A 16,014-nucleotide genomic window follows, 5' to 3' on the forward strand; every position below is an offset into this window, starting at 1 on the left:
GCTCATGCGAGGCTTGTGTCACTGTTGTCGCGGAATGGCAATTTAACCGGCAAATAAGGAGCCCGCTTGGTTGACTTTGGGGACCGCCTTCCCCCATAAACGCGCCCGACCGCGCCCCCGCTTCGGGACCGCCGCGGTTATCAGCGTCATTTCGATGACCCGGTCCGCCGCCACTCGCGCGGCCGGTCTGATGCTGTTGGACGGGGGAGTGTCCCGAGTGGCAAAGGGAGCTGACTGTAAATCAGCCGCCTCATGGCTTCGCAGGTTCGAGTCCTGCCTCCCCCACCAGCCTTCGCTCGCTTCGCGAGCTACGGCTCGGCAAGCCAGCAAAACTCCATCGTAGCGAAGTGAGCGAAGGCTGCCACGCCGAAGCCCGAAGGGCGTAGGCGGGCTGTGTCCGCGAGCTTGGCTTAAAGATTTACAACCGGCACGCTGCTGGATCATGACGATGGGGTGCTGCACGCCGTCGCCGCCGATGCATCGTCGGCATTCGGATCGGCGGCCGCGGTGGCCCAGGCCAGTTCGACCAGCGTCACGATGCGGCGGCCGGCGCCGTCGAGCTGGCAGACGATGAGGCCTTGCTCCTCGATATAGCTCAGCAAATGGCGTGCGCGGCGCAGCGAGTGCGTGCCGTAGGCGCGGGCGATCGCGGCATCGCTCGGGCAGGGCCAGCCCTCTTGGCGGCAGGCGCGATCATCATGAAGACGCCCTGCATGTCGTCGGGCAGGATGGTCAGCTCTGGCCAGCGTCCGCGGTCAAGCGCTCATGGACGAGATCAGCGCGGCGCTCGGCGTTAGAGGCTCGTGATCAAGTCTCTATTCGGCGGGCTGCTCGACGCCGATAGCCTGGCTGCGGCGTTGGTGCGAACGTAGTCGCGCGACGATTGCTGTGTAGGGCAGCAGCATAAGGTCGGCACCTGTATTCGTCCAATAGCCGTATCCGAGTGATAGATAGATGCTGACGTGCATCGCTGCGAAGAAGATCAGAAACGCCGGGCTCCATCGCGGCAGGAAAAGACAGAAGGGCGCGAGCAGTTCGAGAGCGAATATCAGCAGCGCCGCCATGCCGGCGAGCCACTTGATCGACAAAATGCTGTTAAACCAGAGGCTAGTTGAAAAGCTGGAGACGAAAAGCGAGTTCTCAATCGCGGCTTTCGACCACAATTCGGTGTGAGCTGCCAGCACCCATCCGATGCCGACGTCGGCAATCTTGTTGAAGCCCGAAAAGAAATAGTAGCTGTCCATAAACAGCAGCAGGATAAAGACGGGGCCGTGAAATCTGGTGCTCAACGCCATAGGCTCCGCGCTAATCCCGAGCTGGTAATATGCGCCGCGCGGGAACAGGGCGACAACGAACAGCAGGAACAGCAGGACGGTCGTCGAGGCATCCATCGTGTCGCCGCCAATCAGAAACATTCCGATCAGGTGAGCGCCAAGCATGAGGGCAACCCAGGCCGCCAGCCGTGGGAGTATGCCGAACAGGCCGCACCAGAGCGCGACGATAGTCGCTATTTGCATCGTTTGGAGAACGACGATGGTCGGGCGCGGGATAATCTCATAGATGAACTGGAGTGTGGTCCAGTAGAACCATGGCGTCGTCCAATACTGAAACAGCAGGTCCCTCGCTGGGCGGGCAAAGGCCTCCGGCGGCATTAACGCCAGTCCAGAAAAGTCCCATGACATGAATAGGTACGCAGCCAGTGCGAAAGTGCCGGCTTGGATGATATAGCAGTGCAGCCCGAGGACTGGTCGCGGGCGACCGTAGAAATCGACCGGTCCGAGTAGCGTCCTGATCATCCCTTTACCTGCGCGATCTCGGTTGCGCCGACCACATCGACCGTCTTGGCTTGATTGTCGACGTGTACCGTCAGCGTCCAGATCGATGCTCCAACAATATCGCCAGCAGGTGGATATTTAGTGTAGTCGATCGGTTGGTAATTCAGGTGCCGAGGATACGCGATCGCAGACGGCAGCAACATCGAACGGCCAGCGCGGCGGCTGGCGAAGTAGTGTTTGATCACGGCCAAGAATTCGGCCTCGTGCAGCATGTGCCCGTTGACGAGGCCGAACGTGGATTTCGGCCAGCTGACCATCGCCAACTCGTAGTTCGCCGGTCGCATCGTGCCGTCCTTAAAGTGCAGGAACATGACTTCGTTGGTGGCGTAGCCGCTGCGTTCGACGTAGGGGAGCACCCACGGTCGTAATGCCGCCTTGAACAACGCTGGGTCAATATCTGCTGGCATCTCAAGGTGCGCTGGTGCCTCCGGCAGAATGACGTCCGGAACGTCTGCATATACCCAGCCCGGCACCCCGCGATGGATAATCCCGATGTGTAACTGCCAGCAATAAGATGTGAAGATGAGCAGACAGCAACCGACAATAATCCAGCGATTTCGATCTCCGGGAGAGAGCCAAGCTGCGACTTCAGCGCAAGTCCGCCGGATCGACCGTTGAAAAATGATGAAACCAGCAGCGAGCAGGGACGCCCAGGGCAGCAGCGAGCGACCGTAATCGCTTAGCCAGGGAATTTTGCCAATGATGCCGTCGTGCTCGAGGAGGCCAAGCACCGGCAGTGCAAGCGCGATCGCGACGACAAAGGCAAGGTAGGCCACCAAAGCGGACGAGAGATACTTGGCTCGATCTGGAGCACCTGTGCCGTTCATCGGGAACCCTTATTCACCGTAGCCGAGGGTGTAACGACTGCAACCTACGACTGCAAGAGGTAAGGAATCCGCCTCCGAGCGGCTTTTGATTAGGCGGAACGAAGCCTGCTAAAAGGTCCAATCACCCAAGCTGCAAAATCGTGCGACCACTTTATGGCGGGATCGTTGACCATCTTCTTGAATGCGATCGCAGCGACGAAAGCACCAGCGATCACCAGCAGATCGATTGAGATTTTCCAGGCCAGATTGCTCGAAATGCGCATCAACGGCTCGCCAAAAATATTGTTGACTGGTCCGTGGATCAGATAGAGCGGAAAGGAAAGGCCGCCGAGCTGACGCGAAATATTGCTTTCGAGAAACTTCCGCACCGTCGGGTGCGCGATGCATCCGACGACGAACGGTACCGCGCCAATGGTCAGGGCGTTCTCCATGCTCAAGGGCAGGCACACGGAAAGGACTCCAAACGCTATAAGCGCGAAGGCCAAGCGGTCCGGCAGGCGCAGGAGCCAGCCTCGATTATTGCAGTCCGCCAGGACGGCTCCGATCATGAACATTGCGAGATAGGCGCATAGTTCAGAGGCTACCGCGAACAAGGCTACCGTAACGGCGCAGAACAACACAATGCGCAGCGGCATCGCCCTGAAGGCCACGACACAGCCGAACACCAGGTATGAACCGAGCAACTCTGGCCGCATCGTCCAGAGCGGTCCGATATAGCTTTCGGCCGGACGGTAGTCGAAGAAGACATCGAATAGCGAGAACTTCAATAAGTGTGCGGTCGTCGGATCGAACGTCAAAAACGACGCAAACTTTGACAGCCGATCGCCTGAAAACCAGCCGACTAACATCGCGCCGTGCATCACACTGCAGGCCACCAATATGGGGACAGCCAGCCGGATATATCGACCGGTGGCCATCAGTGCCAGCTTTTCATGGTTGCCGTCGAGAAGGTAACGGAATGAGAGCGCGAAGCCGGATAGGAGGAAGAAGACCTGGACGGCAAAGAAGCCGTTCAGTGGCACAAAGTAACGCAACTGCTCGAATGCGGTTGCCGGCGCGAGACCGCTGCAGAAGGCATGGTAGACAACCACGCTGACAGCGGCCCAGCCACGCAGCCCATCGAGAAAGCCTAGCCGCCCGCCGACCATCTGTCATTCATCTCCATGTCCATTAGAGGCGGAACTTAACCTTGCCGGGCCACCGCGGGCAAGCTGAGAGGCTATAGGCGGCCTTAGCTGGCGCATTGGTCTTGGCAGAACCGGCGGCCCATCGCCTATGCGCTACAACCAGTCCTTGGCGACATCCGCTGCTGGATCATGACGGCGGAATGGATCACGCCGTCGCCGCCGATGCATCGGCGGCATTCGGATCGGCGGGCGCGGTGGCCCAGGCCAGTTCGACCAGCGTCACAATGCGGCGGCCGGTGCCGTCGAGCTGGCAGACGATGAGGCCTTGCTCCTCGATATAGCTCAGCAAATGCCGTGCGCGGCGCAACGAGTGTGTGCCATAGGCGCGGGCGATCGCGGCATCGCTCGGGCAGGGCCAGCCTTCCTTGGCGGCGCGGGCGATCATCATGAAGACGCCCTGCATGTCGTCGGGCAGGATCGCGGTGCGCAGCAGCACGTCCTGCCAGGCGTCGTCCTCCGCCATCTCGGCGCCGAGCCCGGCGCGAGCCCGCGTCAGCATGCGGCGGAAATCGGCGAGTTCGGGCACGACGGCGCCGAGGCCCTCGATCCGGCAGCGGACCACGAATTCCTGATAGAGTACGCCGATGGCGCGGAAGCCCGCATCGGGCTCGGCCAGGATGGCGCGCAGGATGCGATCCAGCCGCTCGCGCCGCTCCGCCAGTTGCTCGGCGCCGAGCGGCTGCTCCGCGGCTTCGCCTTGCGCCTCCGCGGCGGGTTGCTTCGCCGCCGCCATCAGCTGGTTGAGCAGGTCCGGCGACGGCGGCCGGCGCTGCGGCCGGACCGCCTCGGGCGGCGGCGCCGCCAGGATGATGGCACGCGCGTCCTCCAGCGCCGCTTCCGGCAGCGGCATCAACCGCGGCGCCGCGTTGCGCGGCTGGGTATCGGTCGGACCGATGCGCAGGCCCAGCGGGCGGCGCGACAGAGCAGGTCCCAGCGCCATGAACTGTCCGCGTTCCAGATCGCGGAACGCTTCCGCCTGCCGCCGCTCCATGCCGAGCAGGTCGGCGGCGCGCGCCATGTCGATGTCGAGGAAGGTGCGGCCCATCAGGAAATTGGACGCCTCGGCCGCGACGTTCTTGGCGAGCTTCGCCAGCCGCTGCGTGGCGATAATGCCGGCCAGCCCACGCTTGCGGCCGCGGCACATCAAATTCGTCATCGCGCCGAGCGAGAGCTTGCGCGCCTCGTCTGACACTTCGCCCGCGATCGCCGGCGCGAACAGCTGCGCCTCGTCCACCACCACCAGCATCGGATACCAGTGGTCGCGCGCGACTTCGAACATCCCGGCGAGAAACGCCGCGGCGCGGCGCATCTGGTTCTCGGCGTCGAGCCCCTCGAGATTGAGCACGGTGGACACGCGGTGGATGCGCACGCGCTCGCCGGCTGCCTGCAGGCTGCGCTCGGTATGGTCCTCGGCATCGATCACGAGTTGGCCGAAGCGCTCGGCGAGCGTGACGAAGTCGCCTTCGGGGTCGATGATGGTCTGCTGCACCCAGCGGGCGCTCTGTTCCAGGAGCCGGCGCAGCAGATGGGATTTGCCGGAACCGGAATTGCCCTGCACCAAGAGGCGGGTGGCGAGCAGCTCCTCGAGGTCGATGGCCGCCGGGGCGCCCGCCGTCGTCTGCCCCATCTCGATCGCGACCGTCATGTCCTCGACTCAAACTGCCTTTGCGGAGAGGCGGCTTAACAAGACGATCGCGCGCCGTCGAGCGAGCCGCAGCGTCATCCCCAGGCAGGTCCGCCGCCTCGGCCGTGAGCGCCTCCTCACTCCATGCGCGCGAACAAGTCCACCAGCGTCTCGCGCAGCCAGCGTTGCGCGGGGACGGTGTCGTTGCGCTGGTGCCAGAACAGGCTGCCCCTGTTCGCGAACATCGTCAATTCGCGGAGTTTGCGAGTGATCGCTCCAAACCCGGCTCTGCAGATTGAGGCGGTCGAGCTAGGATGATCAGCAGGCTTGAAAGGCCAAGATGGCCTCGTGTAATCGTTCTTCGCCTGTTCCATTGACATGATTCGGTGCAAGGGTGCCTCCCAGTGCGCGTCATCGATCAAGACACCGGAAAATTCTACTCCCTCGACGTCGCGGATGAGTTGCAAGCTGAGCTCGCCGATCATTCGCGCTCATACTGCGTACATCGCGAAAGTGAGATTAGGAGACGAAAGAATAAAGCCGGAGCACTTCAGCTCTACCGTCAATGCACCACGTGCGGATCACCCGTGGGTTCGGCAATTAGGAAGACGCCCCAACTGATCGGTTCACCAGGTTGGTACGACGGACAACTCGATCATTATAACGCAGCTCACCGAGCCGGACGCGATGTGATGTGATCATCCAAAAATACGTTTGCAAGCAAAAGCACGGTGACGAAGGCTTCAAGCGAAAGTATGACCTTTATTTAGCTGGTCCAGTTTGGGCGGCCAAACGCGCTAAAGTTTTAGATCGAGCAGGAGGGATGTGCGAAGGATGCCGTGAACGTAGCACAACTCAAGTTCACCACATCACCTATCTGCACATATACAAGGAATTTCTGTTCCAGCTCATTGCGGTCTGCAACGAGTGTCACGAGCGCCTACACAAAGACAAGAACACTGGCGATGAAACCGGCGTGGGCAGCGGAAACGTTTCGGAGTGGAAGTGCACTATCCATCCGATGGGTGCAGATACCAATCCGAAGAAAAAGGTCGACGTTGGTGCTTCAGACTGGATCGATATGCCTCAGATGCCCTTGCTCCTGGTGGAGATTGCGGTCCGAAGCATTTGAGTTTGGAGCCTGTCAAGGTGCCGGAACTGCTAGGTGGCACGGCGAACCGTGCCTGTCGTTTTGAGTAGGTGCGATGATTGAACTACTTTTTGAGACATTCAACGTTTCAGCCATGAATGAAACCGATGTGCGGGAGGCAATAGTTCGGCCGCTACTTAAGGCCCTAGGTTATAGCCATGGAACGGCAGCAAACATCCGTACCGAGTATACGCTTCAGTACGATCGCGCTTTTCTTGGCAGGAAGGACCGGGATAAAGATCCTAAACTTCGAGGGCGTGCTGATTATATTTGTGAAGTGATCCCATATGGTCGCTGGATTGTTGAAGTTAAATCGCCGGCTCACGAGCTAACATTGGACGATGCTCAACAAGCCCGCACTTACGCAGCTCATCCCGAAATTGCGGCGAGATTTTATCTCCTAACGAACGGTCGGGAATTCAAAATCTACCAAACGAGTTCACCTGCAAGCCCATTGGTTTCGTGGCGGCTAGAACAAACGAATTGCAACTTTCAGACGGTAGTGAATCTGCTTGGACCCGAAGCCATAAAGAGATCGGGACAAATCGTTCTTGATCGAGGCCGTTCATTGGCTCCGGGCCTTGGATCATCGGCGCGCATAACAGGCGGTTCGATGACCTATTCCGACAGCTGGTCAAATAATGAAACCTTAATAGCGGCGATGGGATCGCTCAAAGGGTTGAGGAATGCAGCCCGTGGGCATGAGATTAGCCGAACTGCGGACGGCCTGATTGAGGCGCGTATCGAACTTGAGCCCGCATTTAGCGCGTTTGATGAGCTTAATCGGACACTCGGATTCATTCCAATTTCTTTTAAATGCCCAGATGAAGTGCTTTCTATTGATCGATCACGACCATCTATTTTTACAAATGTGCTCCGGTTGACTCTTCCTAGAGGCACCGTCCTGCCGACGAGCCCAGTATCCCCCGGCGGGATACTACAGATCGATTGTAGTATCGTTTACTATAACAACGCCGCTGGATGGCTTGAAGGTACAAAGCTGTCTGGGACTTTCACCTCGGAGCAAGACTTTCAGGTGCACGGATCAGTTCAGTCTGTCCGACATTGGGGGCGCTTTGAGCTTATTGTCTCATAGCGCTACCGAATAGCCTCTCACTCCATGCGCGCGAACAAGTCCACCAGCGTCTCGCGCAGCCAGCGTTGCGCGGGGACGGTGTCGTTGCGCTGGTGCCAGAACAGGCTGACGATGCGCGGCGGCGCCTCTAGCGGCACCGGCATCGCGTGCAGCAACGGCGCGTGGCGGGACTGGCCGCGGAGATCGCGCGGCAGCACGCCGATCAAATCGGACTGGCGCACGATCTCGTAGGCCGCGCCGTAGTGATTGACGATGGCGACGACATTGCGCGACAGCCCGCGCGAGGCGAGGAACTGGTCGTAGGTCGCAAGCGTCCGGCCGGCCAGGCTGACATCGACATGCCCGGCGTTGAGGAAGCTGCGGACGCTGAGCCGCTTGCGGGCCGCGAGCGGATGGCCGCGGCGCATGAAGCAGGCATAGTCGACGGTCCACAGCGAGCGCGAGCGGATCAGCGCCGGATGCTGCGCCTCGTTAACATAGACCGAGAGCACGCAATCGACGCGATTGTCCTCGAGCTGGTCGGCGATGCCGATGATGGTGTTGGGCACGGTGCGGATGCGCGCGTTGGGCGCCACCTCGGCGAACTGGTTCACCAGGCGCGGCATCACCAGCGCGGCGACGTAGTCCGACATCGACAGGCTGAACTCGGTCTGCGCGCGGCGGGAATCGAACACCTCCTCGTCGAGCGCGCCGCGCACGCGCTCCAGCGCCTCGCCGATCGGATCCCACAGCGTCACCGCGCGTTGGGTGGGGCGGATCCCGGTGCCCGATCGGACGAACAGCGGATCGCCGAGCGCATCGCGCAGCCGTGCCAGCGCGTTGCTGACCGCCGGCTGCGTCATCGTCAGCGCGCTCGCGGCCCGCGTGACGCTGCCCTCGGTCATCAGCGCCTCGAACACTTTCAGCAGGTTGAGGTCGAGCGTGCGGAACGACATCTGCGATATTCACATTGGTGATATATTAGATCATGATTATAAATTATTGGGATAATTGCGGTTTGTCTATCATCCCCGGATCACACGGCGCGCCGGGGCCGTGCGGCGAGGGGGGATTCTCATGTCAGTGATATCGGCGCGCATCGAGCGCCTGCCATATGCGCGCTTTCACACGCATCTGCTGCTGATGGGCGGTTTCGGCTACATGTTCGACGCGATGGACGCGGCCGTGCTCGCCTTCATCCTGCCGGTGGTGCGCACCGCCTGGAAGCTGTCCGCCGTCGAGACCGGCGTGCTCGGCAGCAGCACCTTCGTCGGCTTCCTGTTCGGCGCCTTGCTGGCGGGGACGCTCGGCGACCTGATCGGTCGTCGCGCGGTGATGATGTCGGCGCTCGCGCTGTACTGCGCGGCCTCGCTGGTCAGCGCCGCCGTGGATAGCTGGCCGTCGTTCTTCGCCGCCCGCGTGGTGGCGGGGATGGGCACCGGCGCCGAGAGCGCGATCATCGCGCCGTACCTCGCGGAATTCGTGGCGCGGCGTTACCGCGGCGCCTTCACCGGCGCGCTGGCCGGCTTCTTCTCGTTCGGCTTCGTCGCCGCGGCCCTGCTCGGCTATTTCATCGTCCCGGCCTATGACAACGGCTGGCGCATCGTGCTTGTCATCACCGCGGTGCCCGTCGTGATGCTGCTATGGTGGCGCCGCTCGCTGCCGGAATCGCCGCGCTGGCTGGAAAGCCGCGGCAGGACGGCGGAAGCCGAGGCGGTGCTCGACAGGATCGAGGCGGGTTTCGCGCGCGCTGGCGTCGCGCTGCCGGCGCCGGTCGCCGAGCCGACCGCGCCGCCGGCTGCTGCCGGCACGCTGCTGGGCAATCTCGCGGCGCTGCTGGCCGGACGGCAGGCCCGCATCACCACCATGACGTGGATCATGTGGCTGTCGATCACCTTCAGCTACTATTCGTTCTTCGTCTGGATTCCCGGCCTTTTGGTGCAGAACGGCATGAGCATCACCAAGAGCTTCGGCTATTCGCTGGCGATGTATTGCGCGCAGGTGCCGGGCTATTTCACCGCTGCCTTTCTCAACGAGCGGATCGGCCGGCAGGCCACCATCGCCACCTACATGTTGTGCGGCGGCATCAGCGCCCTCGGGCTGGCCTTTGCCCAAAGCGACGGGCAGATCATGACCGCGGGCCTGCTGCTGTCGTTCTTCATGAACGGCACCTATGCGGGCGTCTACGCCTACACGGCCGAGGTGTTTCCGACGCCGATCCGAACCACGGGCGCGGGGCTGGCATCGGCGATCGGACGGATCGGCGCGATCGTCTCGCCGATCCTGGTCGGCTACCTCTATCCGAAATTCGGCTTCACCGGCGTGTTCGGCGTCACCACGACCGTGCTGCTGATCGGCGCTCTGACCGTGGTGCTGATGGGCGTGCCGACCCGTGGGCGCTCGCTGGAAGAGATTGCGGCGAGCAAGGCCGCGTGACAGGAGATCATCGATGGCAACAATCCTCTTCAAGAATGCCGCGCTGCTCGATCCGCTGCGGGCCGACCTGCTGGAAGGCCACCACGTGCTGGTCGAGGATCGCCTGATCAAGGAGGTCTCCGACCGGCCGATCGCGACATCAGCGGACCGGGTGATCGACCTCAAGGGCAAGACCCTAATGCCCGGGCTGATCGACCTGCACGTGCATGCGGTCGCGGTCGAGCTCGATCTGTCGGCGCAGGCGCGGATGGCCAATGTGCTGGTGACGCTGCGCTCGACCATGCTGCTGCGCGGCATGCTGAAGCGCGGCTTCACCACGGTGCGCGATGCCGGCGGCGCCGGCTATGCGCTGAAGCAGGCGATCGACACCGGGCTGACCGACGGCCCGCGGCTGTTCGTCTCCGGGCGCGCGCTCAGCCAGACCGGCGGGCATGGCGACGGCCGCGCCCGCTCGGACTATCTGAGCGATCCGACCTGCTCCTGCTGCGTGCGGGTCGGCGCCATCGCGCGCGTCGTCGACGGCGTCGATGCCTGCCGCAAGGCGGTGCGCGAGGAGCTGCAAATGGGCGCCGACCAGATCAAGATCATGGCGTCCGGCGGCGTTGCCTCGCCGACCGATCCGATCGGCGCCTACGGCTATTCCGAGGACGAGATCCGCGCCATCGTCGCCGAGGCGCGCGCGCGCCACACCTATGTGCTGGCCCACGCCTATACGGCCGAAGCGATCGAGCGCGCGGTGCGCTGCGGGGTGCGGACCATTGAGCACGGTAATCTGGTCGATCTTCCGACGGCGCGGCTGATGGCGGAGCAGGGCGCCTATGCGGTGCCGACGCTCGTCACCTACGAGGCCCTCGCGAGCGAGGGCGCGCAATATGGCCTGCCTGCGGCGAGCGTGGCCAAGATCGCCGACGTGCGCGACGCCGGCCTGCGTTCGCTTGCGATCTATCGCGAAGCCGGCGTCAAGATGGGCTACGGCTCCGATCTGCTCGGACCGTCGCAGCGGCTGCAGAGCGACGAGTTCCGGATCCGCGCCGAGCTGTTCGGCCCGCAGGCGGTGATCCAGAGCGCGACCATCATTGGCGCCGAGGTGCTCGGCATGGACGGCAAGCTTGGCCGCATCGCGCCGGAGGCCTTCGCCGATCTCCTGGTGGTCGAGGGCAACCCGCTGCGCGATGTGGCGTGCCTGCTCGGCCAGGGCGAGCGCATCCCGCTGGTGATGAAGGCTGGCAAGGCCGAGGTCGACAGGCTGGGCGCGTGAGCCGGGCTATTGCTTGGTTCGCTTGGTGTTTCGCGGAGCGGGCGCGGGTTGCGGTGCCGGGCTTTCAGCCCTTGCCGATTCCAGTGAGTTGACCCGCGCGCTGAGCGAACCCAGCTGGTCGGACAGCAGCTTCTGGTCGCCCTGCTGCGCAGCAATCCTCTGCTAAATGTCGCTGACTTGCGTGGCCAGCTTCTGCTGGTCGGACTGGCTCCCTTGCACCGCCTGTTGCAGCGACGCCAGGCTCTGCTTGAGCTGCTCGATCGCAGGATCCGGAGCAGGCGCGACCGCCTGTTGCTGCGTGGCCGGTTTGGTTCCGTTGCCATAGCTCATCCATAGGGCACCGCCGGCAACGATGAGGGCGAGCAGCGCCACAAGCAATGAGAGCGCCGATCGCGGCCGTGCATCGGCGGGCATTGAAGGATCAGTCATGAGAATTTCCCCGTTGGCGGACGACGGGATCAACGATCAGGACGCAGGCTGGTTCCGCACGACATCCCGGCGAAGGGCTGTCGCGGCATTGCGGGATGGCAAGCTTGTGCCGTATGCCGGCGCGGTTCGGTTACGTCGTCTCGCACCGGACAACCAAAATTTGTGCTGATACGGCGGACCGACGCTGTCGAGCCGAAGCCCGACATATCCTATATCGTCGGATACACGCGCCGCCCTGGAGCAGGATATGACCACGCCGTCCAACCTCGATTCCGCCACCGCCTATGCCGCCCGCGACGTCGTGCGCTGGCTGACCAACGAGACCCGCGACGAGCGCTTCATCGACAACATCTTCGCCGAGATGTGCCGGCGCCTGCAGCAGGCCGGCATTCCGGTCAAGCGGGCGACGCTCAATCTGTTGATCCACCATCCGCAATGGCTCGGCGCCCGCATCAACTGGTCCAACGGGATGCGGGAGGCGGCGATCACGCGGGTGGACTACGATGTCCAGCAGCGCTCGGAATATCTCGGCAGCCCGGTCTACGAAATCCATCAGGGCGCGACCGAGGTTCGCGAGCGGCTCGATCGGGATCCATCACAGGGCCGCCAGCACGCCCTCTATGACGAGATGCGCGCGCTGGGCCTGACCGATTATGTGGCGTGGCCGCTGTATCACACGCTCGGCAAGCGGCATGTCGTGACTTTCGCCACCGACCGCGCCGGCGGCTTCGAGGACGCGCATGTCGCGGCGCTGTCGAGCCTGCTGCCGGTGCTGGCGCTGGTCAGCGAGATCCGGATGAAGAACCGGCTGGCGCGGACGCTGCTGGAAACCTATGTCGGTGCCCATGCCGGCGAACTGATCCTGGCCGGCGCCACGCGGCGCGGCAGCGGCACCACGGTGCGCGCCGCGATCATGATCTGCGATCTGCGCGACTTCACGAAGATCTCCGACAACTGGCCGCGCGACGACGTGATCGATCTGCTCAACGACTATTTCGACGCGATGTCGGAGCCGATCGCGCGGCATGGCGGCGAGATCCTGAAGTTCATCGGCGACGGCCTGCTCGCGATCTTCCCGCTCAGCGATCCCAACGCCTGCGCAAACCTGCTCAAGGCGGTGTCGGAAGCGCGGGACGCGATGGCGGCGCTGAGCGAGAAGAACAGCATGATGGGGCGTGCGCCGATGAATTACGGCATCGGTGTCCATGTCGGCGACGTCATGTATGGCAATATCGGCTCGCGCAGCCGGCTCGACTTCACCGTGATCGGCCCCGCCGTGAACATGGCCTCGCGCCTCGAAGCGCTGACCAAGCAGCTGAAGCGAAACGTGCTGCTGTCGCGCGCCTTTGCCGATTTCGTCGAGGGCGAGTTCAAGCTCGAGCATGTCGGCGAACATCCGGTGCGCGGCTTCAGCGAGCCGATCGAGCTGTTCGCGTTCAACGGCTGAGGGATTCTTGCCTGACGCCGTAGCCCGGATGAGCGAAGCGATATCCGGGGCCGCTCTTGCGATACGGCAAGGCCATCTCGCATGTCGCTGGCGGCCGCGTTTGCGGATATACGCGTTCGCCTCAGGCGGCTTGCAGCGGCCGGGTCATCTCGTCCATCGTCGGCACCAGCGACGGCGCGTCGCAGTCCAGCTCGGCCAGCCGGCTCATGAGCTCGCGCAGTCGTGGCGGGAAATTCGCGTAATCGTCGCGCAGCGCGAAGCGCAGCCGCTCGCCGATCTCATCGCAGATGGCGCGCGCGTGCTCGGAGGCGATCGGATGGTGCTCAATCATCGGTCTGCACCGTCGTTGATGACGGCGATCCGTCGAACTGCATCTCCGCAACAGCGGATCCGGCATACGCGCAGGCGATCAGGACGAGGATCCGAACAATGCTGAACACAGGCCGCTCTCCCAATTTTTTCTTCCGTCCTGGATAGCAGCAGGACGTTGCCAGGCGCTTAGGGAAACTGGTTCTCAGCGGCTTTAGATGCGTGGTAAATGCGAGGTGCAGGGCGCGTTCAGGAATTGGCAACGATGTTGGCCGCAGCCGTAGCCCGGATGAGCGAAGCGATATCCGGGGAGCGCGCCGTCCGCGCGGCCAGACCGTTCCCGCATGTCGCTAACGCTCATGCGGGCTACGGCCCGGGGCGGGGTTACCGCGGAAACAGGCGGTCGCGGATGTAGCGCGAGGTCGGCGTCAGGCGGAGGCCGCGCGGCTTCTGCCAGGCGGCGCGGTCGATCTCCTTCTTGTCGCCGATCGCGAGCCGGCCCTTGGCCTGCTTGGCGATGAAGATCGCGTCGCTCATCCGGCGGCCGGACCGCTTGTTCTTCGCCGTCACTTCCTTCCAGAGGCTGAGCCTGCCGAGCTTGAGCTTCGGCAGCTCCTCCTTGATCTCGCGCCGCAGACAGTCCTTACCGGACTCACGTGAGCGCCGGCGGCCGCCCGGGAACATCCACAGGCCGTCGGAGCGGCGTCGGACCAGAAGGACCTTGCCGCGTTTCGCGGCAACCAATTTGGAAGACTTGGTCATTGCTGCAGTACATCTAAACAGAATCGGATGACATTTTAAATTGTCTACTTGGGTAGACAAGTTCAATGCGGCGCTATCCACGTTGTTCCGCAGTCATGACTAACGCCAGAAGATCGCCGCCGGCTGCGCGAGAGAAACCATACGCGTTCGCCTGCGGCCGCGTGTTCGACCTCTGATTGATATTGATCGGTCGACCTGGTCGATTGACTTGATCGGTCGACTTGATCGATTGACTTTTGTTCCTGATTTGTTCTAATATCCCTCACCGTCACAAGGAGGACCGCCATGGATAACCGCATCAGCGAAATTCGCAGGCAGATCAGGGCACTGAGGGTCAGCATGCTCGAAGCCGAGCGGATCATGCGCGAGCAGATCAAGCGCGATGAGGACTGTGGCTTCGTCGCCGGGGACCTGCTGAAGATGCGGACCGTGATGAGCCGCCTCATCGCGGAGCGGGCCGTGCTGGGCGATACCGCGCCGATCGTCACAGGCGCCCCTGTCGCTCCGCGCCGCCTCGCGGCATCGGTTTTCATCCGTCCGACGCGGCGTCACCTGGTTGCCGCCGAACAGCGCGCGCGATGACGCCACTGAACACCTGCTGTTGCGCAAGCTGGAAGGTCTGATTCGGCGGCGGACCGCCACCGCTGCTGCGTCCGGCAAAATGCCTCGGGCCGTCCCGTGCCGACCGGGGTGGTCAATCCGGCCGCCTCGACATATCGTGACACCGATCGTTCATCGCCCGGTCATCTGCCTGCGGCCATCGTCACTCCGTGCCGCGAGCGGTCGGAAGCAATGCGCAGGAGGTTTCGGATGTTGAGGGGCAGGCAGCTTGTGACATCGGTGCTCGCCGCCATCGCGATGATGGCCGCGCCGGGGACGCAGGCGGACGCCGCACAATGCGGCAACGGCCCGGGCGGGTTCGAGACCTGGAAGCGGGAGTTTGCCGCGGAGGCGCAGGGCAAGGGCATCGGCGCGACCGCGCTCGGTGCGCTGATGCAGACCAACTACGCCAGCGCGACGATCGCCGCCGACCGCGGCCAGCACAGTTTCCGCCTGTCGCTCGAGGCGTTCATGGCCAAGCGCGGCGCGACCACCATCGTGGCGCGCGGCCGCTCGTTGAAGCAGTCGCAGGCCGCGCTGTTCTCCTCGATCCAGCAGCGCTACGGCGTGCCGCCAGGGCCGCTGATCGCGATCTGGGGCATGGAGACCGGCTTCGGCAGCCAGCGCGGCAATCAGAACATGCTGTCGTCGATCGCGACGCTGGCCTATGACTGCCGCCGTCCGGAGTTCTTCACCGACCAGCTCTATGCCGCGCTGAAGCTGATCGACCGCGGCTCGCTCTCGCCCAGCCAGCGCGGCTCGATGCATGGCGAGGTCGGCCAGACCCAGTTCATGCCGAAGAACATCCTCGCCTACGGCACCGGCAATCTGGACGTCGCGGCCAACGCGCTGACCTCGACGGCGGCGTTCCTGCGCGCCCATGGCTGGCGCGCCGGCGCCGGCTACCAGCCCGGGGAGCCCAACTTCGCAGCGATCGAGGCATGGAACGCGGCGCAGGTCTATCAGAAGGCGATCGCCATCATGGGACGGCAGATCGACGGCCAGTGAGCTCTTTGCTGAAGCATGATCCATTCGGAAGACCGCTTCACGCTTTTCCGGATCATGCTGTCGGGTT

Annotated in this window: 16 protein-coding genes, 1 tRNA gene and 1 pseudogene; 8 read left to right on the top strand and 10 right to left on the bottom strand. The window is 63.1% G+C overall.

Features of this window, described 5'->3' with window-relative positions; all coding sequences use genetic code 11:
- Positions 1-202: 202 nt before the first annotated feature.
- Positions 203-288 (top strand) — tRNA-Tyr (locus J6500_RS16805).
- A gap of 152 nt (positions 289-440) precedes the next feature.
- On the opposite strand, the pseudogene J6500_RS16810 reads toward J6500_RS16805, so the two are convergent.
- From J6500_RS16810 to J6500_RS16835, 6 genes and pseudogenes are all read right to left on the bottom strand, one after another.
- Positions 441-733 (bottom strand): annotated as a pseudogene (locus J6500_RS16810) (ATP-binding protein); the annotation flags it as partial.
- 82 nt (positions 734-815) lie between these two features.
- Positions 816-1,796 carry a hypothetical protein gene (locus J6500_RS16815; RefSeq protein ID WP_225713816.1) on the bottom strand — a complete coding sequence of 327 codons (981 nt, stop codon included), beginning with the start codon at positions 1,794-1,796 and terminating at the stop codon, positions 816-818.
- Complete coding sequence (locus J6500_RS16820; RefSeq protein ID WP_225713817.1) at positions 1,793-2,662, bottom strand: hypothetical protein; 870 nt, start codon at positions 2,660-2,662, stop codon at positions 1,793-1,795. Before J6500_RS16820 ends, J6500_RS16815 begins: the two co-directional genes overlap by 4 nt.
- An 89-nt stretch (positions 2,663-2,751) precedes the next feature.
- A complete protein-coding gene (locus J6500_RS16825; RefSeq protein ID WP_225713818.1) occupies positions 2,752-3,810 on the bottom strand; it encodes an acyltransferase family protein in 1,059 nt (352 codons plus the stop codon).
- A 184-nt stretch (positions 3,811-3,994) separates the two neighbouring features.
- Positions 3,995-5,494, bottom strand: coding sequence for a helicase HerA domain-containing protein (locus tag J6500_RS16830; protein WP_225713819.1), 1,500 nt, complete (start codon positions 5,492-5,494; stop codon positions 3,995-3,997).
- Between the two features lie 116 nt (positions 5,495-5,610).
- The gene (locus tag J6500_RS16835) at positions 5,611-5,958 is read right to left on the bottom strand and encodes a hypothetical protein (RefSeq protein WP_225713820.1); all 348 of its coding nucleotides are present in this window, start codon (positions 5,956-5,958) and stop codon (positions 5,611-5,613) included.
- A gap of 209 nt (positions 5,959-6,167) precedes the next feature.
- Here J6500_RS16835 and J6500_RS16840 point away from each other — a divergent pair, with 209 nt between their 5' ends.
- Together J6500_RS16840 and J6500_RS16845 are read left to right on the top strand one after the other, a co-directional pair.
- Positions 6,168-6,605 carry a hypothetical protein gene (locus J6500_RS16840; RefSeq protein WP_225713821.1) on the top strand — a complete coding sequence of 146 codons (438 nt, stop codon included), beginning with the start codon at positions 6,168-6,170 and terminating at the stop codon, positions 6,603-6,605.
- Positions 6,606-6,678: 73 nt separating this feature from the next.
- Positions 6,679-7,719: a type I restriction enzyme HsdR N-terminal domain-containing protein gene (locus J6500_RS16845; RefSeq protein WP_225713822.1), complete on the top strand. Its 1,041-nt coding sequence runs from the start codon at positions 6,679-6,681 to the stop codon at positions 7,717-7,719.
- A gap of 17 nt (positions 7,720-7,736) precedes the next feature.
- Here J6500_RS16845 and J6500_RS16850 read toward each other — a convergent pair whose 3' ends face one another.
- Entirely contained in the window at positions 7,737-8,654 is a 918-nt protein-coding gene (locus J6500_RS16850; protein ID WP_225713823.1) for a LysR family transcriptional regulator, read from the bottom strand.
- A gap of 121 nt (positions 8,655-8,775) precedes the next feature.
- Here J6500_RS16850 and J6500_RS16855 point away from each other — a divergent pair, with 121 nt between their 5' ends.
- Positions 8,776-10,134, top strand: coding sequence for an MFS transporter (locus J6500_RS16855; protein ID WP_225713824.1), 1,359 nt, complete (start codon positions 8,776-8,778; stop codon positions 10,132-10,134).
- A gap of 13 nt (positions 10,135-10,147) precedes the next feature.
- The gene (locus J6500_RS16860; RefSeq protein ID WP_225713825.1) at positions 10,148-11,392 is read left to right on the top strand and encodes a metal-dependent hydrolase family protein; all 1,245 of its coding nucleotides are present in this window, start codon (positions 10,148-10,150) and stop codon (positions 11,390-11,392) included.
- Positions 11,393-11,554: 162 nt separating this feature from the next.
- On the opposite strand, the gene J6500_RS16865 is transcribed toward J6500_RS16860, so the two are convergent.
- Positions 11,555-11,821: a hypothetical protein gene (locus J6500_RS16865; RefSeq protein ID WP_225713826.1), complete on the bottom strand. Its 267-nt coding sequence runs from the start codon at positions 11,819-11,821 to the stop codon at positions 11,555-11,557.
- Positions 11,822-12,068: 247 nt separating this feature from the next.
- On the opposite strand from J6500_RS16865, the gene J6500_RS16870 reads away from it, so the two are divergent.
- Positions 12,069-13,268 (top strand): adenylate/guanylate cyclase domain-containing protein, encoded by a 1,200-nt coding sequence (locus J6500_RS16870; protein ID WP_225713827.1) that lies wholly within the window; start codon positions 12,069-12,071, stop codon positions 13,266-13,268.
- Positions 13,269-13,389: 121 nt separating this feature from the next.
- Here J6500_RS16870 and J6500_RS16875 read toward each other — a convergent pair whose 3' ends face one another.
- Positions 13,390-13,599: a hypothetical protein gene (locus tag J6500_RS16875; protein ID WP_225713828.1), complete on the bottom strand. Its 210-nt coding sequence runs from the start codon at positions 13,597-13,599 to the stop codon at positions 13,390-13,392.
- 362 nt (positions 13,600-13,961) lie between these two features.
- A complete protein-coding gene (locus J6500_RS16880) occupies positions 13,962-14,339 on the bottom strand; it encodes an NUDIX hydrolase (protein WP_225713829.1) in 378 nt (125 codons plus the stop codon).
- 285 nt (positions 14,340-14,624) lie between these two features.
- On the opposite strand from J6500_RS16880, the gene J6500_RS16885 reads away from it, so the two are divergent.
- The gene (locus J6500_RS16885; protein WP_225713830.1) at positions 14,625-14,921 is read left to right on the top strand and encodes a hypothetical protein; all 297 of its coding nucleotides are present in this window, start codon (positions 14,625-14,627) and stop codon (positions 14,919-14,921) included.
- 276 nt (positions 14,922-15,197) lie between these two features.
- Positions 15,198-15,947, top strand: a complete 750-nt coding sequence (locus tag J6500_RS16890) for a lytic murein transglycosylase (protein WP_376707820.1) — start codon at positions 15,198-15,200, stop codon at positions 15,945-15,947.
- The last annotated feature ends 67 nt before the right edge of the window (positions 15,948-16,014 follow it).

This window comes from Bradyrhizobium semiaridum, from assembly GCF_020329505.1.
Taxonomy (GTDB): domain Bacteria; phylum Pseudomonadota; class Alphaproteobacteria; order Rhizobiales; family Xanthobacteraceae; genus Bradyrhizobium; species Bradyrhizobium semiaridum.